Annotated in this window: 26 protein-coding genes; 10 read left to right on the forward strand and 16 right to left on the reverse strand. The window is 70.2% G+C overall.

What is annotated here, in order from left to right:
• Positions 1 to 3: 3 nt before the first annotated feature.
• The 4 genes from IG04_RS0108630 to IG04_RS0108645 all read right to left on the reverse strand — a co-directional run bounded on the left by IG04_RS0108630 (position 4) and on the right by IG04_RS0108645 (position 2837).
• The gene (locus IG04_RS0108630) at positions 4 to 432 is read right to left on the reverse strand and encodes an SRPBCC domain-containing protein (protein ID WP_030476028.1); all 429 of its coding nucleotides are present in this window, start codon (positions 430 to 432) and stop codon (positions 4 to 6) included.
• Positions 433 to 543: 111 nt separating this feature from the next.
• On the reverse strand, positions 544 to 1617 hold the full coding sequence (locus IG04_RS0108635) for a CU044_5270 family protein (RefSeq protein WP_030476029.1): 1074 nt from the start codon (positions 1615 to 1617) through the stop codon (positions 544 to 546).
• The gene (locus tag IG04_RS0108640) at positions 1610 to 2200 is read right to left on the reverse strand and encodes an RNA polymerase sigma factor (protein ID WP_036014090.1); all 591 of its coding nucleotides are present in this window, start codon (positions 2198 to 2200) and stop codon (positions 1610 to 1612) included. Before IG04_RS0108640 ends, IG04_RS0108635 begins: the two co-directional genes overlap by 8 nt.
• Before the next feature lie 70 nt (positions 2201 to 2270).
• A complete protein-coding gene (locus IG04_RS0108645; RefSeq protein WP_030476031.1) occupies positions 2271 to 2837 on the reverse strand; it encodes a GNAT family N-acetyltransferase in 567 nt (188 codons plus the stop codon).
• Positions 2838 to 2894: 57 nt separating this feature from the next.
• On the opposite strand from IG04_RS0108645, the gene lexA reads away from it, so the two are divergent.
• Positions 2895 to 3554 carry a transcriptional repressor LexA gene (gene lexA / locus IG04_RS0108650; protein WP_030476032.1) on the forward strand — a complete coding sequence of 220 codons (660 nt, stop codon included), beginning with the start codon at positions 2895 to 2897 and terminating at the stop codon, positions 3552 to 3554.
• Between the two features lie 29 nt (positions 3555 to 3583).
• Here the strand turns inward: lexA and IG04_RS0108655 are convergent, their stop codons facing one another.
• The gene (locus IG04_RS0108655) at positions 3584 to 4477 is read right to left on the reverse strand and encodes a LysR family transcriptional regulator (RefSeq protein WP_036014091.1); all 894 of its coding nucleotides are present in this window, start codon (positions 4475 to 4477) and stop codon (positions 3584 to 3586) included.
• Positions 4478 to 4533: 56 nt separating this feature from the next.
• On the opposite strand from IG04_RS0108655, the gene IG04_RS0108660 reads away from it, so the two are divergent.
• The gene (locus tag IG04_RS0108660) at positions 4534 to 5193 is read left to right on the forward strand and encodes a type 1 glutamine amidotransferase domain-containing protein (protein WP_030476034.1); all 660 of its coding nucleotides are present in this window, start codon (positions 4534 to 4536) and stop codon (positions 5191 to 5193) included.
• Positions 5194 to 5211: 18 nt separating this feature from the next.
• Here IG04_RS0108660 and IG04_RS0108665 read toward each other — a convergent pair whose 3' ends face one another.
• Together IG04_RS0108665 and IG04_RS0108670 are read right to left on the reverse strand one after the other, a co-directional pair.
• Positions 5212 to 6705, reverse strand: a complete 1494-nt coding sequence (locus IG04_RS0108665; protein WP_030476035.1) for a DUF6297 family protein — start codon at positions 6703 to 6705, stop codon at positions 5212 to 5214.
• A complete protein-coding gene (locus IG04_RS0108670; protein WP_030476036.1) occupies positions 6702 to 7307 on the reverse strand; it encodes an ABC transporter ATP-binding protein in 606 nt (201 codons plus the stop codon). Before IG04_RS0108670 ends, IG04_RS0108665 begins: the two co-directional genes overlap by 4 nt.
• Before the next feature lie 89 nt (positions 7308 to 7396).
• Between IG04_RS0108670 and IG04_RS0108675 the strand changes: the two genes are divergently transcribed.
• The 3 genes from IG04_RS0108675 to IG04_RS0108685 are packed head-to-tail and all read left to right on the forward strand — an operon-like array spanning position 7397 to position 9641.
• On the forward strand, positions 7397 to 8554 hold the full coding sequence (locus IG04_RS0108675; RefSeq protein WP_030476037.1) for an LLM class flavin-dependent oxidoreductase: 1158 nt from the start codon (positions 7397 to 7399) through the stop codon (positions 8552 to 8554).
• Positions 8551 to 8973, forward strand: coding sequence for a MarR family winged helix-turn-helix transcriptional regulator (locus IG04_RS0108680; RefSeq protein ID WP_030476038.1), 423 nt, complete (start codon positions 8551 to 8553; stop codon positions 8971 to 8973). Before IG04_RS0108675 ends, IG04_RS0108680 begins: the two co-directional genes overlap by 4 nt.
• Positions 8973 to 9641 carry a CE1759 family FMN reductase gene (locus tag IG04_RS0108685; protein ID WP_030476039.1) on the forward strand — a complete coding sequence of 223 codons (669 nt, stop codon included), beginning with the start codon at positions 8973 to 8975 and terminating at the stop codon, positions 9639 to 9641. The genes IG04_RS0108680 and IG04_RS0108685 overlap by 1 nt, the downstream gene beginning before the upstream one ends.
• Positions 9642 to 9712: 71 nt before the next feature.
• Here the strand turns inward: IG04_RS0108685 and IG04_RS0108690 are convergent, their stop codons facing one another.
• On the reverse strand, positions 9713 to 10087 hold the full coding sequence (locus IG04_RS0108690) for a YciI family protein (RefSeq protein WP_030476040.1): 375 nt from the start codon (positions 10085 to 10087) through the stop codon (positions 9713 to 9715).
• Positions 10088 to 10179: 92 nt separating this feature from the next.
• On the opposite strand from IG04_RS0108690, the gene IG04_RS0108695 reads away from it, so the two are divergent.
• Positions 10180 to 10599, forward strand: a complete 420-nt coding sequence (locus IG04_RS0108695; RefSeq protein WP_030476041.1) for a hypothetical protein — start codon at positions 10180 to 10182, stop codon at positions 10597 to 10599.
• Here the strand turns inward: IG04_RS0108695 and IG04_RS0108700 are convergent.
• From IG04_RS0108700 to IG04_RS0108710, 3 genes are read right to left on the reverse strand one after another with little or no spacing between them, the layout of a single operon-like run.
• Positions 10532 to 12232: a GMC family oxidoreductase gene (locus IG04_RS0108700; protein WP_084400820.1), complete on the reverse strand. Its 1701-nt coding sequence runs from the start codon at positions 12230 to 12232 to the stop codon at positions 10532 to 10534. The two genes, IG04_RS0108695 and IG04_RS0108700, sit on opposite strands and share 68 nt — an antisense overlap.
• Positions 12229 to 12507, reverse strand: a complete 279-nt coding sequence (locus IG04_RS0108705) for a hypothetical protein (RefSeq protein WP_030476043.1) — start codon at positions 12505 to 12507, stop codon at positions 12229 to 12231. Before IG04_RS0108705 ends, IG04_RS0108700 begins: the two co-directional genes overlap by 4 nt.
• 52 nt (positions 12508 to 12559) lie before the next feature.
• Positions 12560 to 12892, reverse strand: coding sequence for a putative quinol monooxygenase (locus IG04_RS0108710; RefSeq protein ID WP_030476044.1), 333 nt, complete (start codon positions 12890 to 12892; stop codon positions 12560 to 12562).
• Positions 12893 to 13054: 162 nt separating this feature from the next.
• Here IG04_RS0108710 and IG04_RS0108715 point away from each other — a divergent pair, with 162 nt between their 5' ends.
• The gene (locus tag IG04_RS0108715) at positions 13055 to 15019 is read left to right on the forward strand and encodes an MDR family MFS transporter (protein WP_051769390.1); all 1965 of its coding nucleotides are present in this window, start codon (positions 13055 to 13057) and stop codon (positions 15017 to 15019) included.
• Positions 15020 to 15096: 77 nt separating this feature from the next.
• On the opposite strand, the gene IG04_RS0108720 is transcribed toward IG04_RS0108715, so the two are convergent.
• Positions 15097 to 17715 (reverse strand): AfsR/SARP family transcriptional regulator, encoded by a 2619-nt coding sequence (locus IG04_RS0108720; RefSeq protein WP_084400871.1) that lies wholly within the window; start codon positions 17713 to 17715, stop codon positions 15097 to 15099.
• Between the two features lie 199 nt (positions 17716 to 17914).
• Here IG04_RS0108720 and IG04_RS0108725 point away from each other — a divergent pair, with 199 nt between their 5' ends.
• Positions 17915 to 19048, forward strand: a complete 1134-nt coding sequence (locus tag IG04_RS0108725; RefSeq protein ID WP_051769289.1) for an endonuclease/exonuclease/phosphatase family protein — start codon at positions 17915 to 17917, stop codon at positions 19046 to 19048.
• On the opposite strand, the gene IG04_RS0108730 is transcribed toward IG04_RS0108725, so the two are convergent.
• The gene (locus tag IG04_RS0108730; protein WP_030476048.1) at positions 19045 to 19335 is read right to left on the reverse strand and encodes a DUF1905 domain-containing protein; all 291 of its coding nucleotides are present in this window, start codon (positions 19333 to 19335) and stop codon (positions 19045 to 19047) included. The genes IG04_RS0108725 and IG04_RS0108730 overlap by 4 nt on opposite strands.
• Before the next feature lie 10 nt (positions 19336 to 19345).
• Positions 19346 to 19885 carry a hypothetical protein gene (locus tag IG04_RS42385; protein ID WP_051769292.1) on the reverse strand — a complete coding sequence of 180 codons (540 nt, stop codon included), beginning with the start codon at positions 19883 to 19885 and terminating at the stop codon, positions 19346 to 19348.
• Between the two features lie 85 nt (positions 19886 to 19970).
• Between IG04_RS42385 and IG04_RS0108740 the strand changes: the two genes are divergently transcribed.
• Positions 19971 to 20522 (forward strand): TetR/AcrR family transcriptional regulator, encoded by a 552-nt coding sequence (locus IG04_RS0108740; RefSeq protein WP_030476050.1) that lies wholly within the window; start codon positions 19971 to 19973, stop codon positions 20520 to 20522.
• 5 nt (positions 20523 to 20527) lie between these two features.
• Positions 20528 to 22684, forward strand: coding sequence for an MMPL family transporter (locus tag IG04_RS0108745; protein WP_030476051.1), 2157 nt, complete (start codon positions 20528 to 20530; stop codon positions 22682 to 22684).
• Between the two features lie 66 nt (positions 22685 to 22750).
• On the opposite strand, the gene IG04_RS42390 is transcribed toward IG04_RS0108745, so the two are convergent.
• Positions 22751 to 23068, reverse strand: a complete 318-nt coding sequence (locus IG04_RS42390) for a DUF6292 family protein (protein WP_144065152.1) — start codon at positions 23066 to 23068, stop codon at positions 22751 to 22753.
• A 94-nt stretch (positions 23069 to 23162) separates the two neighbouring features.
• Complete coding sequence (locus tag IG04_RS0108755) at positions 23163 to 24098, reverse strand: sporulation protein (protein ID WP_030476053.1); 936 nt, start codon at positions 24096 to 24098, stop codon at positions 23163 to 23165.
• Between the last annotated feature and the right edge of the window lie 12 nt (positions 24099 to 24110).

Below are 24110 nucleotides of genomic sequence, written 5' to 3' on the forward strand. Positions count from 1 at the left end.
AACTTAGCTTTCGGCCTTCTTCGTGAACGCCTCGAGCACCTCGGACCAGCCACCGGTGTTGTCCTGAAGAGCCTTCGCGCGCAACTCCTCCGAACCCGCGAGCCGCGAGAACCCGCTCTCCACGACCTTCAGCCTGGTCGCCGTGCCCTCAGGCGTGAGGGTGAACTCGACCAGCGTCGTGTTGTCCGCGCTCAGCTCCTGCCCTCCGAACGCGCTGGCCCAGCGGTAGGACACGTACGTCTGCGGCGTCACGGTCTCGACCCGCACCGGGAAGTCGCCGTACTGCTCGTTCTTGCAGAGGGTCGTCTCCCCCTCGACCGCGTTGCCGGACGGCTGGGAGGCCACCCAGAACCCCGGCTCGGTCACCAGCTGCCAGACCCGCGCCGGCGGTGCTTCGATCAGGGTCTCGCGTTCGATCCGGTCCACGCTCACGACAACTCCCAGGTCCGCTAATAAGTGCAACCCCAGAGTTGCACATCCCCCCGAGGATGCGCAACCCCAGGGTTGCATGTCTCTCCCGCGCCCCGAACGGCGGGAGAAGTTTTAGGGGCGGCCACCCAACGAGCCGACCACCCCGGAGACCACGGAGTAGGACTGGCGGACGGTGCCCTTGTCCAGCCCGCCCTGCTCCTTGGACAGGTCTTCGGCAACGGTGTACCGACCGCCGATGAAGTCGCCGTTCTCCGGGTCGATGATGATCTCGGTGAAGTCCTCGATGTACCGGATGCCCAGCGCGACGCCTTCCTTGCCGTCGACGTTCGCCTTCTTGTCCGTGACGACCAGACCAGGCATCAGCGCGAGCGCACGGAAGATGTTCGCGCGCACCTCGGCCGGGTACTCACCCGACTGCAGCGCCTCGCGAGCCTGCTGCAGAGCAGCCCCGTCCGAGTCCCCGCTCTCGCCCCTGAGCCTGGTCAGCAGCTCCTTCGGGTCCTTCGGCAGCGCGGCGATGAACTCCGGTGTGGGGTTGTGGAAGTCACCGACCGTGCAACGATCCGGCTGGCCCTCGGCGAAGTAGGAGTACTTGCCGCACTTGCCGCGGAACTCCTGACCGTCCTTGAAATGCGTGCCGGCCTCCGGCTCGCCGTCGCCCTCGTGTCCTGGCAGCCACCCGACCGCGTTGATCTTGATCTTGAACATCCACTCGTCGCGGCGGTCAGCCGGGATCCACTCCTCGTTGGTCATGTCGGTGGTCGTCGCCGTGTCGACGGGGTCCTCGATGGAGATGCCCTTGTACCGGGTCCGCACGTAGAGGAACTGGCCAGGGGCGACAGGGCGTTCGACCACGCGGGACGCCAGGTCGGCGGCCTTGATCAGCTCTTCGGCGGCGGTCGCGGAGTTGCTGCCGACACCGGTGAGGTCGACGGTCGACGCGGCCAGGCCACCGCCGGTCAGCACGGCCACGGCGGCCGCGGCGGCGAGCCAGCGGACCCGCTTGCGTGGCCGGTGCCCGGCGCCGGCCGCGATCGGCTCGGCCACTTCGGCGCGTGACTTCAGAGCGGCGGCCAGGGCGTTCTTGCCGGCGGTCACGTCGAACTGGACGGGCTCGTCACCGGCACGCGAAAGAGCGGCGTCGAGCACTCGGTCGAGGGTCTCGGGCTTGGTGGGCTCAGACATGGCTTTCCTCGGTGAAGTCGTAGTCGGTCGCGGCGAGGCGGGTGCGCAGCCGTGCGCGGCCACGGTGCAGACGGGTGCGCACGGTGGCCACCGGGACGTCGAGCGCCACGGCGATCTCGGTGGGCGTGAACTCCGCCCACGCGTGCAGCAGCAGCACCTCACGTTCCTCGACGCGCAGTTCCGCGAGCCAGGAGGTGAGCGGTCCTGCGAGCACGTCGGCGTCGGCGACGGCACTCACGCGGTCGCCGATGTCCGCCTCGTCGGTACGGCCCGCGTACTCCTTGCTCCACGCCCGCAGCTTGCGTTCCTCGGCACGGACGTGGCCGCGCAGCAGGTTCGTCGCCACCCCGTAGAGCCAGGCCCGCACGGCGTCGGCCTCGTAGGCCTGCCCGCCGCGCTGGTCCCAGAGCACCAGGAACGCCTCCGACACCACGTCCTGCGCGGTGTCGGCGCCGACCCGCCTGGCCACGTAGCGGTGCAACCGCTCGGCCGTCGATTCGTAGAGCTCCAGCAGCGCGGACTCGTCCAGCACCGCCGGCGCCACTTCTGGTGTCAGCGCCACGGGCGCCGCTTCGGTTCGCACAGACCTACCTGGTCGCAGGCCCCAGGAGCGTTCCCGACGTGTGCTCACCGCCACATCGTGCGGCAACCGGTCAGATCTCGCGCGGGTACGGGTGCCGGGCGGCGAACTCGGCCGCGGTCATCCCGAACAGCACCACGTCGTGGTGGCGGCCCGCGAAGAACTCGTGGTCGCGCAGCCTGCCCTCCTCGGTGAAGCCGAGCTTGCGGTGGAACGCGATCGAGGCGTCGTTGAACGCCCACACGCTCGCCTCGCACTTGTGAAACCGCCGCTCGCCGAACATGAAGTTCAGCAGAAGTCGCACGGCTTCCGTCGCGTAGCCGCGTCCTTTGTGCTCGGTGCCGATCGCGACCCCGTACATGAACCGGCCGGCGCGGTGGTCGATCTCGCCGGTGGAGACCATCCCGGCCAGTACCCCACCGGCGAGCGACTCGACGGCCAGCAACACCCTGTCGTCCGCCGGCTTCTTCAGCGAGGTCGTCTGCGCCCACTCCCGTTGGGCGGCAGCGGATCGCGGCGGGTGGACCCGGTCCGCGCGCCGCATGTCGTCCGTGTTCTCGTCGAACCGCTGGAACGCGTCCCAGTCCTCCGGTTCGACGCCGCGGAGCCGGACGAGTTCTCCTACCCAGGCAGAGGTCATCTCATGATCGAACGACCACCCGATCGTGGCTGGCAAGCGGATTACTACTATCGACCGATGACCGCCTACGACGATCTCGAGCTCGACACGACCGTGCTGCCGGAGCGCCAGCAGATGATCCTGGTCGCCATTCGTGACTGGGTCGTCGAGCACGGCTACTCCCCCAGCACGCGCGAGATCGGCGAGGCCGTCGGCCTGAAGTCGTCCTCCAGCGTCTCCCGGCACCTGATGGCGTTGGAGGACAAGGGTTTCCTCAAGCGCGGCGGCTCGGTGACGAGGCCGATGGACGTGCGGGTCTTCCTGAGCGGCGCGCCGATGGCGCCGGGGATGATCTCCGAGGACTCGATCTCGGTGCCGGTCGTCGGCGACATCGCCGCCGGTGCGCCGATCTCCGCCGTCGAGCACGTGGACGAGGTGCTGCACCTGCCGCGTGGCCTGGTCGGCCGGGGCAGCAACGTGTTCGCGCTGCGCGTGCGCGGCGACTCGATGATCGACGCCGCGATCTGCGACGGCGACACGGTCGTGGTGCGGCAGACGCACGAGGCGTACAACGGGCAGATCGTCGCCGCGATGATCGAGGAGGAGGCGACGGTCAAGGTGTACCAGCGCAAGGGCGGCCACGTGTTCCTCGAACCGCGCAACGCCGCCTACCCCGTCATCGACGGCGACAAGGCCGTCATCCTCGGCATCGTGGTCTCGGTGCTCAGGAGCGTCTGAGAAGCCGCGGTCCACTCAGGACTGATCGCTCAGAGGACACCCCAGTCGCGTGACCGCAGGTGCTCGGCGACGGCGTCGGTGGCCGCCGTGGTCGTGCCGCGCGTGACGACGTAGAGGGTGTTGAGCGGGGGTACCTCCGGGTGGTGCAGCTGTTCGACGGATCCGGCGGCGAGCGCGGGTTCGGCGAGATAGCGCGGCAGGGCGGACACCCCGGCCCCGGCGATCACCGCGGCCAGCACGGCGCGCAGGTCGGGCACGGTGACGGCGACGGTGTTCGCCGGGCGTGTGCCGAACTCGCTGCGCCAGTAGCGGCGGATGATCGGCAGACCGCCGTCGTAGGCGACGAGCGGCAGGTGTTCGAGGGCTCGCGCCGGGTCCGTGGCCAGCAGGTCCTGGTCCACGGTCCTCGCCAGCAAAGGTGGCCCGACCAGCAGGAACTCCTCGTCGGTGAACGGCGTGGCGGTGAACCCGGCGGCGGGGCGCACAGAGGACAGGACCACGTCGAGTTTCGCGGCCCGCAGCGCGGCGAGCAGGTCACCGGCCAGGCCGAACGTCACCTCGACCCGGAGTCCCCTGCGCGTCAGCGGGGCGAGTGCGGGCAGGCCTCGCACGGTCATGAACTCCGCCGCTCCCCCGACCCGGACCGTGCCCTCGAGGGTTCCTCCGGGTTCGAGCGCGGTGCGGAGCTGGTCGACGTGCCCGCCGACGCGGCGGGCGAGGTCGTCGGCACGGGGTGTGGGTGTGACCCCGCGACTGCTCCGCACGAACAGCGGCTCGCCGAGCTCCTTCTCCAGCTTGGCGAGCTGGCCGCTGACCGCCGGCTGGGTGAGCCCCCGTCTGGTGGCCGCGCTGGTGAGCGAGCCGCCCCGGTAGATCTCCAGGAACGTCGCCAGCAGGTCCAGGTCCGTCAACCTCGAAGCCATAAGTCATCTTATAGCTCGTTCGTCGCGTTCGTCAGATCTGTGATGTCCTGGTCGACATGAAGAAGCTACTGATGGTCGTGTCCGGCGCCGACTCGCTCACGCTGGCGGACGGCTCGGCCCACCCCACGGGGTTCTGGGCTGAGGAGGTCGTCGAGTCCGTGCGCGTGCTGCGGGAAGCCGGTGTCGAGGTGACGCTGGCGACGCCGGGCGGAGTCGTGCCGACCGTGGACAAGGCGAGCCTCGACGGCAAGTTCGACGAAGCCGTTGCCTCACTGGAGGACCTGCGCGCTCCGGCCGTGCTGTCCGATGTGGACGCCGCCGGTTTCGACGCGATCTACCTGCCGGGTGGGCACGGCCCGATGGCGGACCTGGCGTTCGACGCGTCACTGGGCGCGTTGCTGGCGGACTTCCACGACGGCGGCAAGCTCGTCGCGGCGCTGTGCCACGGACCGGCCGGATTGCTCAGCGCGGTCCGCGCGGACGGCACGTTCGTGTTCGCCGGCAAGGAGATGGCGGTGTTCAGCGACGAGGAGGAGCGCCAGGGAGGCCTGGCCGTCCCCTACTCGGTCGCCGGTCGGCTGACCGCTCTGGGCGCCCGGCTCGCGTCGGGTGAGCCGTGGTCGAGCACGGTTGTGGTGGACGGCCTGCTCGTGACGGGTCAGAACCCGCAGTCCACCGTGGCCACCGCCACGCGGGTCGCCGAACTGCTCGGCTGACGCAGAACGCCGGACCTCCTACAGCGCCAGCTGTAGGAGGCCGAGCACCGCCAGCAACGCCGGACCGCGGCTGAACTGCGCCATCAGGCCGAGCGGCGTCGGCCCGAGCACCCCGAAGTCGATGATCGCGGCGCCGTAGTCGACCGGCGGCCGGGTGGCGATCCGGTACACGACAGCCACCGCCCCCACCGCCGAGATCAGCGCGTTGACCGCGGACACGTGCGGGGTGAACGCCGCGGTGACGGCACACCACAGCAACGCGCCGGCCGCGGGGAACACGAGGTGCGCCAGCATCAGCTGACGGTCCGGCAGGCCCAGGGCGCGGCGCATCGCCGGGGAACGGCACACGAACTTCAGCCCCGCGGCGAGCCGGTCGGTGGCCAGGAACGCGGCGACGAGGTGGACGGCGGGGACGACAGCGCCCTGCCAGCCCACGGACACCAGCGCCGGAGCGGGCAGCAACGCCGCCCAGACGAGCGCGGCGTTGGGGGTGCGGCGCAGCCGGAGCGCGTCGGTCCAGGCGAGGACGACGAGCCGGGACCCCCTCAGCCGCACCGACTTCACGCGGCCGAGCGCGCGGGCACGGCGTTCGGCCAGCACGGCGCCGAGGAGCGCGAGGTCGAACCAGCTCACCGACACCCGCGCCACGCCCGCCAGCGCACCGCCCGCCGCGAGGTCGGACCGCCGCAGGGACCGCAGCGAGGCGGCCGCCACCACCGCCAGGCCGATCGCCACCACCCAGGCAGCGCCGACCACACCGGTCCACCCGCCCAGCGAACCCGGTTCACCCACCAGCCCGCTCAACGAACCCGGCTCGTCCACCGGCCCGCCCAGTGATCCCAGCTCACCCACCGAGCCGCCCAGCGAACCCGGCTCGCCCACCTGCGTACCGACCGACCCCGGCCGCACCGCGGAACCGCCCGAACCCGCCTCCCCACCACCGGAACCAGGCCAGGACACCGGCAGGCCGAACCGGCCGGGCGGTACCAGCAGCGCCACCACCGCCAGCCCGACCAGCCCGCTCAACCACCCCTGCGGCCGCACCCGAGCCCGTTGCAACGCCACGGCACCGGCCACCACAGCCACCCCGCAGGCAGACCCGGCTCCCGCCGCGACCAGGGGCGGGAGCACGGCCCCCACCATCCCGGACACAACGGCGGGCCAGCCGGCACCCACCACCGCACCCACCGCGAGCAGCCACAGGAACCGAGGCCGCAACAACGCCTCGCGCGGCACGGGCGAGCTCAGCACCCAGAACATCCGGTCCGCGACCGCGAAGACGGGACCGGCCGCCAGCGCCACCTTCATCAGCACGGTAGCGCCCAGCACCGACAACCAGAGCGCGGTCCACGCGCCCCCTGGATAGGAGGTCTTGGTCAGCCCGGCATACGCCCAGCCGTAGCCGACCAGGCCGGCGATCGAGAAGTTGACGAACGGGGCGTACAGCCGCGCGACCTGGAAGCGCCACGGCACGGGCGGGCGGAGCCGGCGCCGGACGGCTGACGCGGTCACAGCGTGACGGTCCGGCACGCCACCGCCTCCACCAGCTCGTGGTCGTGCGACGCGAACACCACGGCCACCCCGGCGGCCTTCTCCGCCAGCAGGCGGGACCGCAGCCAGGTGCGGCCGGCCGCGTCGAGGCGCTGCTCGGGTTCGTCCAGCACGAGCACCGAGCGCGGCCGCACGAAGCACGACGCCAGCCCGAGCCGGTGCCGTTGCCCCGAGGACAGGGTCGGCGGCAGCTGGTCCGCCACCGCGGTCAGCCCGACCTCCCCGAGCACCGCCGGGACATCGGCCGGCGACCCGTGCAGCCAGGCCAGCAGCCGCAGGTGCTCCACGACGGACACGTCCGGGAAGTAGTCGGCGTCGTCGAGCAGCGACGCGACGCCGGACCGGACCGCGGCCGACGACTCGTCCAGCTCGGCGCCGTCGAACAGCACGGTGCCGGAGTCCAGCACCTCGGCCCCGACCAGGCAGCGGAGCAGCGTCGACTTGCCCGAACCGTTCGGGCCCACGACGGCAACGGCCTCACCAGGATCGACGGTGAAGGACAGATCTGCGAAAACGGGGACTCCGCCGTAACTGAAGCCGGCGTCCCCCACGCCCAGCGACATGTGATCAGGGTAGTGGGAATAGGTGGGGCACCCAGGCGTTAGAGTAGATGCAAACGCATAAGTCACTAAGTTTGAAGGAGGCGGGTGCCGTGCAGTTCGGAATCTTCTCGGTCAGCGACATCACCAGGGACCCGGTGAGCGGCGAGACCCCGAGCGAGGCCGAGCGCATCGACGCGATCGTGCAGATCGCGGAGAAGGCCGAGGAGGTCGGGCTCGACGTGTTCGCGATCGGCGAGCACCACAACCCGCCGTTCTTCTCGTCCGCGCCCACCACGCTGCTCAGCCACATCGCGGCGAAGACGAAGAAGCTCATCGTCAGCACCGCCACGACGCTGATCACCACGAACGACCCGGTGCGCATCGCCGAGGAGTACGCGATGCTGCAGCACCTGGCGAAGGGCCGCATGGACCTGATGCTGGGCCGCGGCAACACCGCGCCGGTCTACCCGTGGTTCGGTGCCGACATCCGGCAGAGCCTGCCGCTGGCGCTCGAGAACTACAACCTGCTGCACCGGTTGTGGCGCGAGGACGTCGTGGACTGGGAGGGCAAGTTCCGCACGCCGTTGCAGGGCTTCACCAGCACCCCGCGGCCGCTGGACGACCTGCCGCCGTTCGTGTGGCACGGGTCGATCCGCACGCCCGAGATCGCCGAGCAGGCCGCCTTCTACGGCGACGGCTTCTTCGCCAACAACATCTTCTGGCCGAAGGAGCACTACATCCGGCTGATCGAGTTCTACCGCCAGCGGTACGCGCACTACGGCCACGGCACGGAGAAGCAGGCCATCGTCGGCCTCGGCGGCCAGGCGTACATCGCGAAGCGGTCGCAGGATGCGGTCAAGGAGTTCCGCCCGTACTTCAACGAGGCCCCCGTCTACGGCCACGGCCCGCGGATGGAGGACTTCATGGAGCAGACGCCGCTGTCCGTCGGCAGCCCGCAGGAGGTCATCGACAAGACGCTGACCTTCCGCGAGCACTTCGGCGACTACCAGCGCCAGATGTTCCTGATGGACCACGCCGGCCTGCCGCTCAAGACCGTGCTCAACCAGCTCGACCTGCTCGGCGAGGAGGTGGTTCCGGTGCTGCGCAAGGAGATCGAGACGCGCCAGGACCCCGGGACCGCCAAGCCGCCGACGCACTCCGGGCGCGTCAGGGACAAGTACGGCGACGGCCCGGTCCGCCAGCCCAAGCCGAACGCCAACCGGGGTGACAACGTCACGGGTGGCTCGCCGTACCAGGACTCCCGGTGACCCGGGCCAACGAGGCGTGGGAGTCCCTGATGAAGGCGTACGCCGTGTTGATGAAGCAGTTCAACGCGGAGGACGTCTGGGGCGACCTGACCATGCGGGAGTACGACGTGCTCTACCAGCTGTCCAAGTGCGACAGTCCACTCAGGATGAGTGAGCTGAACCGCCACGTGCTGCTGAGCCAGCCCGCCCTGTCCCGCATGGTCGAGCGCCTGGTCGAACGAGGTCTGGTCGAACGCTGCCCCGACCTCGGCGACCGCCGGGGTGTGCGCCTGACGCTCACCCCGGCCGGCCGGGAGACCCAGCGGGCGATCGGCCGCCCGCACGCACGCAGCGTCACGCGCGCCCTGAGCGTGCTGACGCCGGAAGAACTCGAACAGCTCGCCGCGATCACCGGCAAGCTCAGCCAGAGCGAGGAGTAATGGGCCAGAACTTCCAGCTGGTGGTGGTGTCCGCCGGCACGAGCGACCCGTCGTCCACCCGCCTGCTCGCCGACCGCGTCGCCGGACGGGTCACCACGCTCGCCGGCAAGCGGGCGCACACCGTCGGCACGACGGTGGTCGAACTGCGCGAGCTCGCCACCGAGATCGCGAACGCCCTGGTGTCCAACCACATCGGGCCGAAGCTGCGGAACGCCATCGCGACCCTGCAGCACGCGGACGGCATCGTCGCGAGCACCCCCGTCTACAAGGCGGGCGCGAGCGGCCTGCTCACGTCGTTCTTCCAGATCCTCGACAACGACCTGCTGATCGCGAAGCCCGTCGTGCTCGCCGCGACCGCGGGCACGGCGCGGCACGCGCTCGTGGTCGACGACCAGATGCGCGGGCTGTTCGCCTACCTGCGGACCGTCGTGGTGCCGACCTCGCTGTTCGCCTCGACCGAGGACTGGCAGGACAACGGCCTCAACAAGCGCATCGACCGCGCGGCCCTCGAACTGGTGGCGCTCATGACCTCGGGCTTCGAGAAGACCGTGCGCGACGAGTCGTGGGGCAGCTACCAGCACGAGTACGGCAGCGCGGGCGGCACGGAGCTGACGATCGACCTGGACTCCGACCTGATGCGCCTGGCCGCGGGCGGCGCGTCCAACTAGACAACCAGCTGGATGGGCCGCACGCGCTCGACCCTGAGGACGTGCGGCTCCACCTGGGAGGACCTTGCCGGCTACCTGGCCAAGTAGGGCTCGATGTCCTCGAGCTCGGCGACCCGCCGCACCTCGACCGACATCTCCTCGACGCCCGCGAAGCACGTGATGTACTCCTCGGCGACGGCGGTGGCCTCCGCGAGGTCCTTCGCGCCGATCAGCAGGAACCCGCCGACCACCTCCTTGGCCTCGGCGAACGGCCCGTCGGTCGACTTGATCGCCGTACCGCTCCTGCGCACCACCGCGCCCTGCGGCAGCACGCCTTCGGCGCCGAGCATGACGCCGTCCGCCGTCAGCTTCTCGACGAACGCGTTCATCCGCTCGATGAGCTCGGGGCCCGGTTCCCACGAGGCCGGGTCGTCCTGCGGGACTCGGTGCATGAGCATGAACCGCATGTTGTCTCCTCGTTGTCGACTGGCAGCGTCCGCTGCCACCCCTGCGTCGATCGACGTCACGGCGCTTTCGACATCTTCGCCATGATGGCCCGGTGAGATTCTCGCGGCTGGTCGTGCCCCTGCTCAGCATGTGGCTGTTCGGCAACCTCTACGAACAGGTCGTGTGGAATCCGCAGCTGCTGGCGGACCCGCGGCCCGGCTCGCTCGTGGGCGTGTTCGCCGCGGGCAGCCCGATCTACTACTACCTGCCGTGGGGGCCGCTGGCCGTGGTCCTGGCGGTCGTCACGCGTGCGCCATCGCCCGCGCTGGGCTGCCTCGCGGTCTCGGTCGCGATGAAGGTCCTGCTGATCACGCAGGTCAACCCGGTCTTCCGCGACCCGTCCGTCTCCCGGGACGTCGTCCACGACCACGCCGTGCTCTGGGCGTTCGGCAACGGCGTCGTCATCATCGCGGTGGCGGCCGCGATCCTGCTGATTCAGCGAGCGCGGCGCCCGGACCGGTCCGGCACGTAGCGACGAGGTGGTCCGCGGTGCGCAGGACCAGGGCGGCCATCGTCAGCGACGGGTTGGACGTGCCGAGCGACGGCATGCTGCCGCACCCCACCGCGTACAGGTTCGGGTGGTCCCAGCAGCGTTGCCACTGGTCCACCACCGAATCACGCGGCGAGGTGCCCATGACGTGCGTGCCGCCGCCGTGCCCCGCGCCCCAGTACCGCAGCGGCTCGCCGTCGTGCTCGAAGTACCGTTCCTCGTCGGGCTTGTACGAGGTGTAGTCGTCGGCGCCGAGCATCTCGAAGATCCGGTCCGAGACCCGTTTCGCGGCCAGCAGGCCGTCCTTGACGTAGTCGGACAGTCCGTAGTGGATCGACGGGCGCGGGTTGCCGAGCGGGTCGCGGTGCGCGTGGTCGAGCGTCACGCGGTTCGCCGGATCGGCCTCCTGCTCGATCTCGAACTGGAGCGTGAACTGGCGGCCGACCCGGTCCGCCACCGCCTCCCGCAGCGCCCTGCCCCGCAGTCCCGCCGCGGCGAACTCCGCGGTGTCGGAGTCGGGGCTGCCTGCCGACCAGCCCCAGCCCCAGTTGCCGATCTCGATGCGGAACGGCGCCCGCGCGCCACGTTCGGGACCGCCGCGGAACGCCTCGATGCCCGTCGTCGAGCCCGGACCGCGGAACGGGCCGATCGCCTGCGGCATCAGCGCCCACGTCAGCAGCGCGGGGTGGTCCATCAGGTTGCGGCCGACCTGGTCGCTGCTGTTCGCGAGCCCGGACATGAGCAGCAGCTTGGCGTTCTCGATGGCGTGCGCGGCGAGGACGACGACGTCCGCCTCCTCGTCGTGCCGCGTGTGCCTGCCGGACGTGTCGTCCTCGTAGCGCTGGTAGCTGACCTTCGTGATGCGCCCGGACGCGTCGGCGTGCACCCGGTTCACCACGCAGCGCGTGCGCAGTTCGACGTTCGCGGACCACCGCTTCTGTGTCCGGTGCGGCGTGTACTTGGCGTTCTCCGGGCAGACCGGCACGCAACTCGCGTAGCCGGTGCACCGACGGCCGTCCGGCCGGTAGCCGTTCACCGGAACCCCGTTGCGCGCCTGCGGTGTGCCGACGACGAGCAGTTCGCGGCCGTCGATGCTGGCACCGTCCACAACGGACGCGATGGCATGGTCGAGGTACGTGCGGGGCAGGGCATGCATGGGATAGCGGTAGCCGTCCGCGACGGGCAGGTGCTGCCGTTGTTCGTCGGCGTCGGCAGCGATCCCGATCTCCCACTCCGCGGCGCGGTACGAGGGTTCCAGATCGGCGTAGCTCAGCGGCCAGTTGCGGCCGCGCCCCAGGTCTGCGGTGTGGAAGTCGTCGGGGTGCATCCGGGGTGTGATGCCGGTCCAGGCGGTGCCGGTGCCGCCGTTCATCCGCAGGTACGGGCTCGAGTAGTCGAACGGCCCGGTGTTGATCAGGTAGTCGCTGGACGGCGCGGCGGCAGTCGTGCGGTAGGGCTTCAGCGGTGACTTGACGAGCGCCGTGCGGAACCTGCCGACCGCGTCGTGGTTCGCCTCGGCGCCCGCCTCCAGCACGAGCACGCGGAACCCGTTGTCCCCCAGCACTTTGGCGATGAGCGAGCCGGCGAACCCCGCGCCGACGACCACGGCCCTCACCGGGCGCTGCTCCGGGGTCTCTGCTCCCAGCTGCCGAACCCGGGAGCCCGGGTGCCCGGCGCGGCCACGCCGACCGCCTTCCACGCCAGGCCCTCGGCGTAGGCGCGCTCGTCCGGGATCACCCCTCGCCAGACCCCGGTGTACCAGAGCTGGATGATCTCGTTCTCCGGCGCGCCGTCGGCCAGCGCGCGGTACTGCTCGACCAGTCCGGTCGACCTCAGCTCCTCCGCCGAGAACCCGGTCAGCTCGGCGGACAACTCCACGAAGGCGTCCATGGCGCCATCCTGGGCGGAGGAACCGCACTGCGCCAAACGATCCGGGCAAGGCTCACCCTCGTGGCGCAACCTCCATCTCGCCCAGCGCCGACCAGTCGTCCTGCTCGACCATCTGGCTGACGACGCGCGGCGTCTCCGCGAGGTACCGCGGCAGTTCCGCCTGGGCGGCCTTGAAGTGGTCCGACTGCACGTGCGCGCCGCCCGCGTCGCCGTCGCGGAACGCCTCGACCAGCACGTACTCGTTCGGGTCGTCGAGGCTGCGCGACCAGTCGAACCACAGGCAGCCGGGTTCGGCGCGGGTGGCCTCGGTGAAGCCGCGGCTGATCGCGGGCCAGGCCTCGGCGTGCTCGGGCAGGACGCGGAACTTGGCGGTGATGAAGATCAAGACGGCCTCCTTCGGGTGATCGCTTCCGAGCCTAGGGTCTGTATCGAAGTCTGGTTCGATGAGAGTCGGGCCATCGCGGACCAGACTTCGATACAGACCCTGGACGTGCGGTCCCGCCCTGCGAGATCGCCCGGCCTGCGCGACCATCGCCCCGTGCCCGAGATGATCGACACTCGCAGGCGGAACCTGGTCGTCGCGGCCGTCCTGCTCGCCATGCTGCTGGCCGCTCTCGACCAGACCATCGTGTCCACCGCGCTGCCCACGATGGTGGCCGACCTGGGTGGCGGCGCGCACCTGTCGTGGGTGGTGACGTCGTACCTGCTCGCCGAGACGATCATGACCGTGCTTATCGGCAAGTTCGGCGACCTCTACGGGCGCAAGAAGACGTTCCTCGTCAGCGTCGCGCTGTTCCTGGTCGGGTCGTTCTTCGCGGGCTGGTCGGAGTCGATGGGCACGCTCATCGCGTTCCGCGCGGTGCAGGGGCTGGGCGCCGGCGGGCTGATGGTCACGTCGATGGCGATCATCGCGGACGTCGTGCCGTTGAAGGAACGCGGCAAGTTCCAGGGGCTCGCGGGCGCGGTGTTCGGCGTCGCGACCGTCGCCGGGCCATTGCTCGGCGGGCTGTTCGTCGACCACCTGAGCTGGCGCTGGGCGTTCTACGTGAACATCCCGCTCGGCATCGCGGTGGTGCTGGTGGCGATCGCCGCGCTGCCCACCATCAGGACGGAGGGCCGCCCGAAGATCGACTACGCCGGCATCGCGCTGATCGCCCTGGCGGCGACCGGGCTGACACTGGTCACGAGCTGGGGCGGCACCGAGTACGCGTGGACGTCGCCGATGATCCTGTGGATGGCGGCGGGCTCGATCGTGCTGCTGGTCGCGTTCGTGCTGGTGGAGCAGCGCGCGGCCGAGCCGATGCTGCCGATGAGGTTGTTCCGCAGCAGGGTGTTCACGGTGTCGGGCATCCTGAGCTTCGTCGTCGGGTTCGCGATGCTCGGCGGCATCACCTACCTGCCGATCTACCTGCAGTACGTGCGCGGCGAGTCGGCCACTGCGTCCGGTCTGTGGATGCTGCCGCTGATCGCCGGGCTGATGGCCACGGCGCTGCTCACCGGCAACACGATCAGCCGCACCGGCAAGTACCGGATCTTCCCGTTGGTCGGCTCGGCCGGGCTCACCATCGGCCTGTTCCTGCTGTCGCTACTGGACGCGTCGACCAGCTACTGGGAGATGGGCGCGTTCATGATGGTGCTGGGCGCGGGCATCGGCCTGGTGATGCAGGTGCCGGTGATCGTCGTGCAGAGCACCACGAACTACACCGACCTCGGCGTCGCCACGTCCGGCATCACCTTCCTGCGCACGATGGGCAGCTCGTTCGGTGTCGCGATGTTCGGCACGATCTACGCGAACCAGCTGCCGCAGAACCTGGTGGTCCCCCAGGGCGTCGACCCGCGTGCCATCGCCAGTCCCGCCGCCGTCCACGCGCTGCCGGACGCGCTGAGAGCGCCGATCGTCGCCGGGTACGCCGAGACCGTGCAGATGATGTTCCTGATCGCCGCGCCGATCGGGCTCGTGGCCCTGGCCGTCGCGTTCTTCCTGCCGCAGGTCGAGTTGCGCGACACGTCCCGTGCCGCCGCGGCCGGCAACAGCGGCGTGGGCGAGAGCTTCGCCGCACCGCCGTCGAACTCCTACGACGAGCTGCGCAAACTGGTCTCCACCGTGGTCGCGAGGTCCGGCGAGGACCCCGGCCTGGCCGTGCTGCGGCGCTCCGGCGTCGACCTGCCGCTGGAACAGGCGTGGCTGCTCGGCCGCGTGTACCGGGCGTCGGCGGACGACGGCGTGGCCACGCTCGACGAGATCGCCGACATGACGAAGGTGCCCGGCGGCATCTTCGAACCGACCGCGCAGGCCCTCGTGCGGTCCGGGCACCTGGCGTTCGGTGACGACGGCTACCGCTTCACCGACCAGGGCGCGGACGTGTTCGCCGAGCTCGTGCGGGCGTGGCGGCGCTGGCTGCTCGACCAGTTGCAGGACTGGCACGAGCCGGACCAGCGCGACTTCGCGCAGGCACTCGACTCGTTCACCGACGAGCTGATCGAGAGCGGCCGGCAGATGAGCCGGGTCTAGGGTCTGTATCGAGGTCTGGTTCGATGAGAGTCGCGCTTGAGGGCCCGGCTATCGCGGACCAGACCTCGATACAGACCCTAAACGCGTGCTTGCAGGGCCGTGGCTTCCGTGTCGCGGCCCTGCTCCCGGTACAGCGCCAACGCCAGATCCCACTGCTCGCGCGCCTGCGCGGTCTCCCCCGCCGCCGCGTGCACGTCACCCAGGTGTTCCAGGACGGTGGCCTGCTCGGCGGAGTTGTCCAGCTCCCGGTACAAAGCCAGCGCCGAGCCGTAGTGCGCGACGGCGTCGGCGTGGCGGCCGTCGTGGTGGGCGATGTGCGCGAGGCTGTCGAGAGTGGCCGCGCATCCCTCCGCGTGACCGAGCTCGTCGTTGAGCAGCATGGCTTCCTCGCAGAACGTGCGGGCCTCGGCATAACGGCCCAGGCAGGCGTAGCGCCAGCCGGCCTCGTTCAGCGACTCGGCCACGCGGATCGCCGTCCCGGCCGCGCGGAACTCCTCCAGCCCGGCGAGCGAGTGCTCCAGAGCTTTCTCCAGATCACCCACGAACTCCGCCGCCCACGCGATCGCCCGGTGCGCGCCGCCGCGCGCCTCGTGGTCGCCGGTGCGCGCCGCCAGTTCCAGGCCTCGTTCGAAGTGACTGTGCCCCAACGATGTCCGGCCCACCTCGATGTAGTCGGCACCGAGGCACCTGTGCGCGGTGGACTGCTTGATCGGGTCTCCCAGCGCCTCCGCGGCGCGCAACGCCGTCAGCCAGGCGTCGATGTCGTCGGAAGTGCGGCCACGCCGGAGGTGGTAGTTGTTCAAGGCGCGGCCGATCAGCCATGCCGCGTCGAAGTCCTCGCGCCCCAGGGCTTGTCGCTGTTCGGCCATCAGGCTGGTGTGCTCGGCGTCGAACCAGGCCATCGCCGCCGCGTTGGTCTCGAAGGTGAGCGCGTGGCCGCTTTCGTGCTCCGGCAACACCTTGTGCGGTTCCAGCGCGAGCGCGGCGGCCCGTGCGGTGGCGGCGTAGAAGTCGGCCAGCCGGGACCCCGGATCGGCGGGGAGGTCCGCCGCGTACAGGCCGACCAGGTCGTGCATCCGGTACCGGCCGGGCACGTGCTGCTGCACCAGGTGCGCGTTCTCCAGTTCCCGTAACACCATTCGCGCCCGCGTGACGGGCCGGTCGAGCAACGCCGCCGCAGCAGCGAGACTCACGTCCGCCGTGCCGACGGTGCCGAGCAGGCCGAACGCGCGCGCTGCCTCGTCCGAGAGCGCCGCCACGGACCAGGAGAACACCGTCCGCAGGTTCGTGCCGATCTCGCCCGCGTCCAGCGCGTCGAGAGGGTGCTCACGCAGTTCCGCGGCGAACGCGGTCAGGGGGAAGTCCGGTTCCATCGCGGCGCGGGCGGCGACGATCGACAGCGCCAGCGGCAGTCCGCCGCACCAGCTCACCAGGTCCGCGACCACCCTGGGTTCGGCCGCCACGCGCCTGGCGCCCAGCCTCGCCACGAGGAACTCGCGGGCATCGGCCGGATGCAGCACGTCCAGCGACACGGACCGCGCTCCGTGCGCGGCCACCAGGCCCGCGAGCTTGAGGCGGCTCGTGACCAGCACCGTCGCGTCGGAGCCCGGCAGCAGCGGCACGACCTGCTCCGTCGAGCGGGCGTTGTCGAGCAGCACCAGCAGGCGCCGTCCCGCGACCACGCTGCGGTATCGCGCGGCCCGTGCGTCCAGGCCCGCCGGGATCGTCTCCTCCCCCAACGCCTCCAGGAACTCGCGCAGCACGGTCTCGGGCGGCGTCGGCTCGGCGGAGGAGTCGAAGCCGCGCAGGTTCACGTAGAGCTGGCCGTCCGGGAACTCGTCGAGGTGCCGATGCGCCCAGTGCAGTGCCAGCGCGGTCTTGCCGATCCCGCCCGTCCCGCCGATCGCGGTGATCACGACCGTGCCGGACGACCCCAGTGCGGCGAGTTCGCCGGTGCGGCCGGTGAACCACGGGTGCGGCGCGGGCAGCTGACGTGGACCGGCGGCGCGTTCCTCCACGCTGCCGGCGAGGATCCGCTGGTGCACGTCCTGCAACGGCCTGCTCGGGTCGGCGCCGAGCTCGTCGGCGAGGCGGCGGCGCACGATCTCGTAGTGCCGCAACGCCTCCGCGTCGTTGCCCGTCCGGTGCAGCGCCAGCATCAGTTGCGCGGCAAGGCGTTCGTCGTGCGGCAGTGCCTCGGCGAGCTGCCTCAACGAGGGCAGCAGCGCGGCGTGCCGGCCGTCCGCGAGCGCCGCGTCGTTGCGATCGAGTTCGGCGGCGACGCGTTCGGCGTGCAGGCTCTCGCGCACCGCGTCGAACCACGGCGAGTCGAGCCCGTCGAGCGCCTGCCCGCGCCACAGCCCGAGCGCCTCGTCGAGAGCGCCCTGCCGCACGAGTGCGCGGAAGCGGAACAGATCGACCTGCGACGGGTCCACCACGAGCCGATATCCGGCCGGCGAGCGTTCGATGTCCAGTCCGAGCAGTTTGCGGAGCTTCGACACGTACCCGTAGAGCGTCTCGCGCGCTCGCAGCGGCGCCCGCTCACCCCAGACGCGGCCGAGCAGCCGATCGACCGGAACCGGCCGTCCCTCCTCCACCAGCAGCGCGACCAGCACAGACCGTTGCCGGACGTGGCCGATCTCGACCAGCGCGCCCGCGTCCCGCACCTCCACGGCGCCGAGCAGCCCGAACTCCAAGATCACCCCTCAGCCAGTGGATTCAAGGTTCATCCTAGGTTCACCCTTGATCGAACGGGCAACGTCGGCACCGCAGGAAGGCCCCGGTCCGACCGGATCCGGCAGCCCAGCCACGGGGCCTTCCCCACCTTCGGCGCAACGAAAGATCACCCAAGCGGACCAGGGCGAACACGTTCCTCCACATGCGACCCTGGAGTGTGTGAGCACCACGCGAATCGGTTCGTTCAACGTGGAGAACATGTTCGAGCGCCCGAAAGTCATGGGCCGCAACGCGACCAGACACGCGGCCCCGATCCTGGCCGCCCACGCCCGTTTCAACGAACTCATCGCCGCCGAGACGTACCTGCCGGAAGTCAAGGAAGAGCTCAAGGAACACCTGGCGACGCTGGAGTTGCTCAGGAGCGACCGCAGCAAGTACGCGATCCTGCGGCGCATCCGCGGCCGTTTCCTCGCGCGCCACCGCACTGGCGAAACCTCAGTCGTGGCAAGCGGTCGCGAGTCCTGGGTCGGCTGGGTCGAGCTCACCACCGAACCCATCAGCGAACTCGCCACGCGCCACACCGCACAGGTGATGCGCGACGTCGGCGCACACGTCCTCGGCGTGGTCGAGGCCGAGTCGCGCGAACTGCTGCACATGTTCTCCACCAGCATGCTCAAGCACGTCGGGTGGACCCCCTACGAGGAGGTCCACCTCATCGACGGCAACGACGAGCGCGGAATCAACGTCGGACTGCTGACACGGGACGAACATCAGGTCATCACGATCCGCACGCACGTGTACGCGAAGGACAGCTCAGGCGTCATCTTCTCCCGCGACTGCGCCGAATACCACGTCCGCACCCCGGCCGGCCCCGAGGTCGTCCTGCTCGTGAACCACCTGAAGTCCAAGGGCTACGGCGCACCCGGCGACCCGATCGGCGCCCGCCGCCGGTTCCGCCAGTCGGTCCGCATCGCCCGCATCGTGAACCGGCTGCGCGACGAGGGCCACGAGTACATCGCGGTCGTCGGCGACCTCAACGACACCGCGGACAGTGAAGCGCTGCGCCCCCTGTTCCAGCGCACGGGCCTGCGGGACATCAGCGAGCACGAGAACTTCGACTGGGACCACCGCATGGGCACCTACCGCGGCGTGAACGAGAAGGGCAAGATCGACTACGTCCTGCTCACCCCCGAACTGTTCGCGAAGGCCACCGGCGGAGGCATCTTCCGCAAGGGAGTGTGGCGCGGCCCGCGCACGAAGAACCGTTGGGACGTCTACGAAACCATGACGAACGAGGTGCACGCGGCCAGCGACCACGCCGCGATCTACGCCGACATCGACTGGACGCTCTAGACCAGCTCGACGGTCACCTCTACGACGTCGCCCGGCTCGACGTCGTTCTTCTTGCGCACCGCCGCCTTGATCGGCAGCACGTAGCAGCCGGACTGCTTGTCCGGGAACACCGACGTCGACCAGTTGCTCATGCCGACCCCGACGCGCACCTTGACCGCGCCGAAGCCGGCGCCGGGCGTGGCGATGTCGCGGATCTGGTCCGAGACGTCCTCGGGCAGCGTCACGAAGGTCCAGGTATCCGTGCGGCGGGCGTCCCAGATCCAGAGTTCCGCGTCGAAGACGAACATCGGCCCATTCTCACAGAGGCGCGCTGATGACGAAGTCCTCGTCGAACCGCGCGGCCAGCGCCTCGCCCAGCCCGTACGGCGTCCACCGCCGCACCAGGTCCAGGAACCCGGCGAGGTCCTGGCGCACGCGCTCCAGGTGCCCGGCGAGGTCCACGATGTGGCACGCGGGGCTGTCAGGGCGCTCCTCGTCCGGCCGCACTCTCACCCCGCCGGCGGCGAACTCCACTCCAGGCGACGGGGAGTGCCCGAGCCACGGCACCTCTTCGTCGAGCAGCCTCGCCCAGTCGCGCCAGCTCTCCAGCCCGGCGCAGCAACCGGGTCCGACGCGCACGCCGGTCTCGGTGTCATGCACCTCCAGCCCGCCGGCCATGATGATCACTTCTTCGTCCAGCAGCGCACGGAGTTGCTCCGGTCCCAACTCGACGTCGTCGTCCGAGCCGTAGTCGGCGATGGCCGCGAGCGCCCGGTCGAACTCCTCGCGGCTCATCCGCCCGGACAGCGCCACGACGTCACCGCCGGTCACCTCGACCACCGCCTGCATCTCGATCACTCACCCCTTGTGGTGACGAACGCCACCGACCATTTCGGTCGGTAAACCTACCGAATCGGTCGGTGAACGCCGTAAAGTCGGCCGTATGCCACGACAGCCCAGGACCGGGGTCGACGAGAACATCCTTGACGCCGCCGCCGCGCTCTTCGCGCGGCACGGGTTCGAGCAGACCTCGCTGAAGTCGCTCGCGGACGCTGTCGGCTTGTCCAAGGCCGGTCTCCTGCACCACTTCCCGAGCAAGGACGCTCTCTTCGAAGCTGCGTGGGAGCAGAGCCGCGTGCTCACGATGCACGTTCTCGACCAGGTCTCGCCGCTGCCCGCCGGGCCTGAGCGGGATCGGCGGGCGCTGGAACTGCTGACCGACCACGCGCTGGACCGGCCGGGACTGGTCTCACTGCTGTTCCGGACGATGACGGCGCCCGGTGAGGACCCGCAGCAGGCGCAGGACGAGCTGCTCCTCAACGAGATGTTCGTGATCGACCCCGAGAACGAACTGCCCCGCGCGATCCGGATCGTCGGCGCGCTGAGCGCCATGGCCGTGCTCACCCTTCTGGCCAACCAGGAGGGTGACAAGACGACCTGGCGTCCCTTGATCCTCGCTACCTGCTACGACGCACTCGGGCACCAGGAGGCCTGACCATCATGGCGAAACTGCTCTACAAACTGGGAATGGGCACCTACCGGCGCCGTCTCCCCGTCGTCCTGATCTGGCTGCTCGTGCTGATCGGCACCGGTGTCGGCGCGTTCACGCTCGGCGGTGAGACGTCCAACTCGATGTCCATCCCCGGCCAGGAGTCGACCACCGCCCTGGAGCGCATCCAGGAGAAGTTCGGCTCCGGTGAGACCGCGTCGGCCAGGGTCGTCGTGCAGGCTCCCGACGGTCAGAAGCTGCCGCAGCACATCAAGGCGATCACCGACCTGGTGGCCGACGAGTCCGCGCTGAAGGGCGTGCGGTCGGCGACGAACCCGCTCGACCCGGCGGCGCCGAGCGTCAACGCCGACGTCAACGTCGGCTACAGCACCGTCACCTACGACGTGAAGCCTGGTGAGGTCACCGACGAGCAGCGCGCCGAGCTGACCAAGGCCGTCGACAAGGCACGCGCCGCCGGCCTGACCGTCGAGGTCACCGGCACCGCGATGCAGGAGACGCCGCACGTCGGCGGGCCCACCGAGGCCATCGGTGTCGTGCTGGCGCTGGTCGTGCTCGCGCTGACCTACGGCTCGCTCGTGACCGCGGGCATGAACCTGCTCAGCGCCGGTATCGGCGTCGGCATCGGCACGCTCGGCATCACGATCGTCAGCGGGTTCATGGACCTGCAGTCGACCACGCCGATCCTCGCCTCGATGCTGGGGCTCGCGGTCGGCATCGACTACGCGTTGTTCATCATCAACCGCTACCGCCAGGAACTGCGCCGCGGCTCCGACGTGGGCCACGCCGTCGCGACCGCGGTCGGCACCGCCGGTTCCGCCGTCGTCACCGCCGGGCTCACCGTGGTGATCGCGCTCGTGGGTCTCGCGATCGCGGGCATCCCGTTCCTCACGCAGATGGGCGTCTCCGCCGCCGCGACGATCGTCGTCTCGGTGCTGATCGCCATCACGCTGGTGCCCGCGGTGCTGAGCCTGCTCGGCCGCCGCGTGCTGACTCGCAAGGAACGTGCGGCCGCCGCCTCGGAGCCCAAGGACCGCGGTGTCATCCGCGCCTGGGGTGGTGCGATCACCCGCAACCGCGTCCTCGCGCTGCTGCTCTCGGTCGTCGCGCTCGGCATCGTCGCGATCCCGGTGGCGTCCATGGACACCACGCTGATCCAGAAGCCGCCGGCCGGTTCCACGCAGGAACGCGCCGACCAGATCCTCGCGAAGGGCTTCGGCGAGGGCTTCAACGGCCCGATCATCGTCCTGTTCGAGGGTGAAGGCGCCGGCGCGACGGCCACCGAGGCGTCCAAGCCGATCGCGAAGCTGTCCGACGTCGCCCTGGTGACGCCGGCCCAGCCGAGCCAGGACGGCAAGTCCGCGCTCGTCACCGTGATCCCGAAGTCCGGCCCGGACACGGTGGAGACCGAGAAGCTCGTCGCCGACCTGCGCGCCGAACTGTCCGGTGTGGAGGGTGGCAAGGCCTACGTCACCGGTGCCACCGCCGTCAGCGTCGACGTGGCCACGTCCCTGGACAAGGCCCTGCCGATCTACCTCGCGGTCGTCGTCGGCCTCGCGCTCGTGCTGCTGGTCCTGGTGTTCCGCTCGCTGCTCGTGCCGCTGGTCGGTGTGCTCGGCTTCCTGCTCACCATCGGCGCGTCGCTCGGTGCGACGGTGGCGGTGTTCCAGTGGGGCTGGCTCGCCGGCGCGGTCAACCTCGACAGCACCGGCCCGCTGATCAGCCTCACGCCGATCCTGGTGATCGGCATCCTGTTCGGCCTCGCCATGGACTACCAGATCTTCCTGGTGTCCCGGATGCACGAGGCGCACCACCGCGGTGCCAAGCCCATCGAGGCCATCACCACGGGCTTCCGCCAGGCCGCCCCGGTCGTCGTGGCCGCCGCACTGATCATGTTCTCGGTGTTCGCGGGCTTCGTCCCCGCCGGCGAGGCGACCGTGAAGTCGATCGCCTTCGCCCTGGCCGTCGGCATCTTCGTGGACGCGTTCGTGGTCCGCATGGTGCTCGTGCCGGCCGCGCTCGCCCTGCTCGGTGAGCGGGCCTGGTGGCTGCCGAAGTCCCTGCGCTGGCTGCCGGAGCTCGACGTCGAGGGCACCGCGCTCGACGAGACCGAGAAGAAGGACAAGCTGGAGCCGGTCAGCGTCGGCTGATTCCGCTCGAAAAGGTCCGTCGTGCCCGTGATCACGGGCACGACGGACCTTTCGGCGTTACAACGCTCAGGCAACCTGCCCGGCGCGCAACGATGAGCTGCTCTCGGTGAACTGACGCCGCACCCAGCGGGCGACAGTGCGCGGTGGCGGGTCCACGGCTCCACCCAGATGTGCCACCACGGTGAGTTCGGCACCGTCCTCGACGGCGATCGCCCACCCGTGGCACTCGGTCCACAGCAGCGCGACGTCGCGGTCGGCATGTCCGGGCAGCCGGCCGTCCACGGCGATGTACACCCGCAACGGCTTGAGCTGGTCCACGCACGAGGACTCACCGCTCAAGCCCAGTTCCCGCGTGACCCTCAGCGCGTAGTCAAGCTCGATCACGTCGTCACCGCCCTCCATCCACCGGGGTAACAACGCCGACTGCTTGACGCAGGACGTGATTACCCCGGCAGGAGGAACTCAAACGCGAACTCGGCTACTCGCCGCCGAAGTCCTCGAACGCGTCGTCCATCATCTCGCCGACCACCATGCCGCCGACGACACCGGCGGCACCGGCCGCGACGACCGTGCCCATGCCCATGCCGCCCCGGCCGTGGTGACCGCCGTGGTGACCGTGCTGGCCGTGGCCATGCATGCCGCCGCCACGCTGCGCCACCTGGGCCAGCCACCCGTTGATGGACGTCGCCCAGTCGGCGACCTCCGCCTCCTGGTGCGACAGGCGGAAGTGACCGAACGCGTCACCGCCCGACGAGAACATCCCGCCGCGCCTGTCGGCCTCCAGGATCACGAACAGCTCGTGCGGCGACGCCACGAAGGTCAGCTCGACCTGCTGGACGGCACCGGCGAACTGGGCCGGCGGGAAGAACTCGATCTCCTGGTAGAAACCGAGCTCCTGCGGAACGCCGTGCAGGCGGCCGGCCTCGACGTCCGCGCTGCGGAACGAGAAACCGAGCTGCCCGAACGCGTTCAGCACCGCGTCCTGCGACGGCAGCGGGTTGACCAGCACGGGGTCGAGGTCGCCCTTGTCCGGCGCGCCCGCGATCACGAGCTCGGTCCGCACGCCCACGGTCATGCCGGGCAGCTGGCCGCCGCCGACCGCCGTGATCGGGGTCTCCCACGGGATCGGCAGCTGGAACGGGATCGCGACCAGCTGACCGGCCCCGACCCGCACGCCCTGCTGCACGACGACCCGCAGGAACTCGGACACGCCGCCGTACTCGTGGTCACCGCGCTCGACCTCGACGCGGGTGACGAGCGACAGCACGACCTGGCCGATCTCGGCGTCCGCGCTGCCGCCCTGGATGCGCACCTGTCCGGTGACGAGCTGGCCGGGCGTGGCGTGCGGCGAGTCCAGCACGGTGTCGACCGACGGGCCGCCGACGCCGAAGGCGCTGAGCATCCGTTTGAACATGTGTGTTTCCTC

The sequence above is a fragment of the Lentzea albidocapillata genome, assembly GCF_000719115.1.
Classification (GTDB): Bacteria; Actinomycetota; Actinomycetes; order Mycobacteriales; family Pseudonocardiaceae; genus Lentzea; species Lentzea albidocapillata.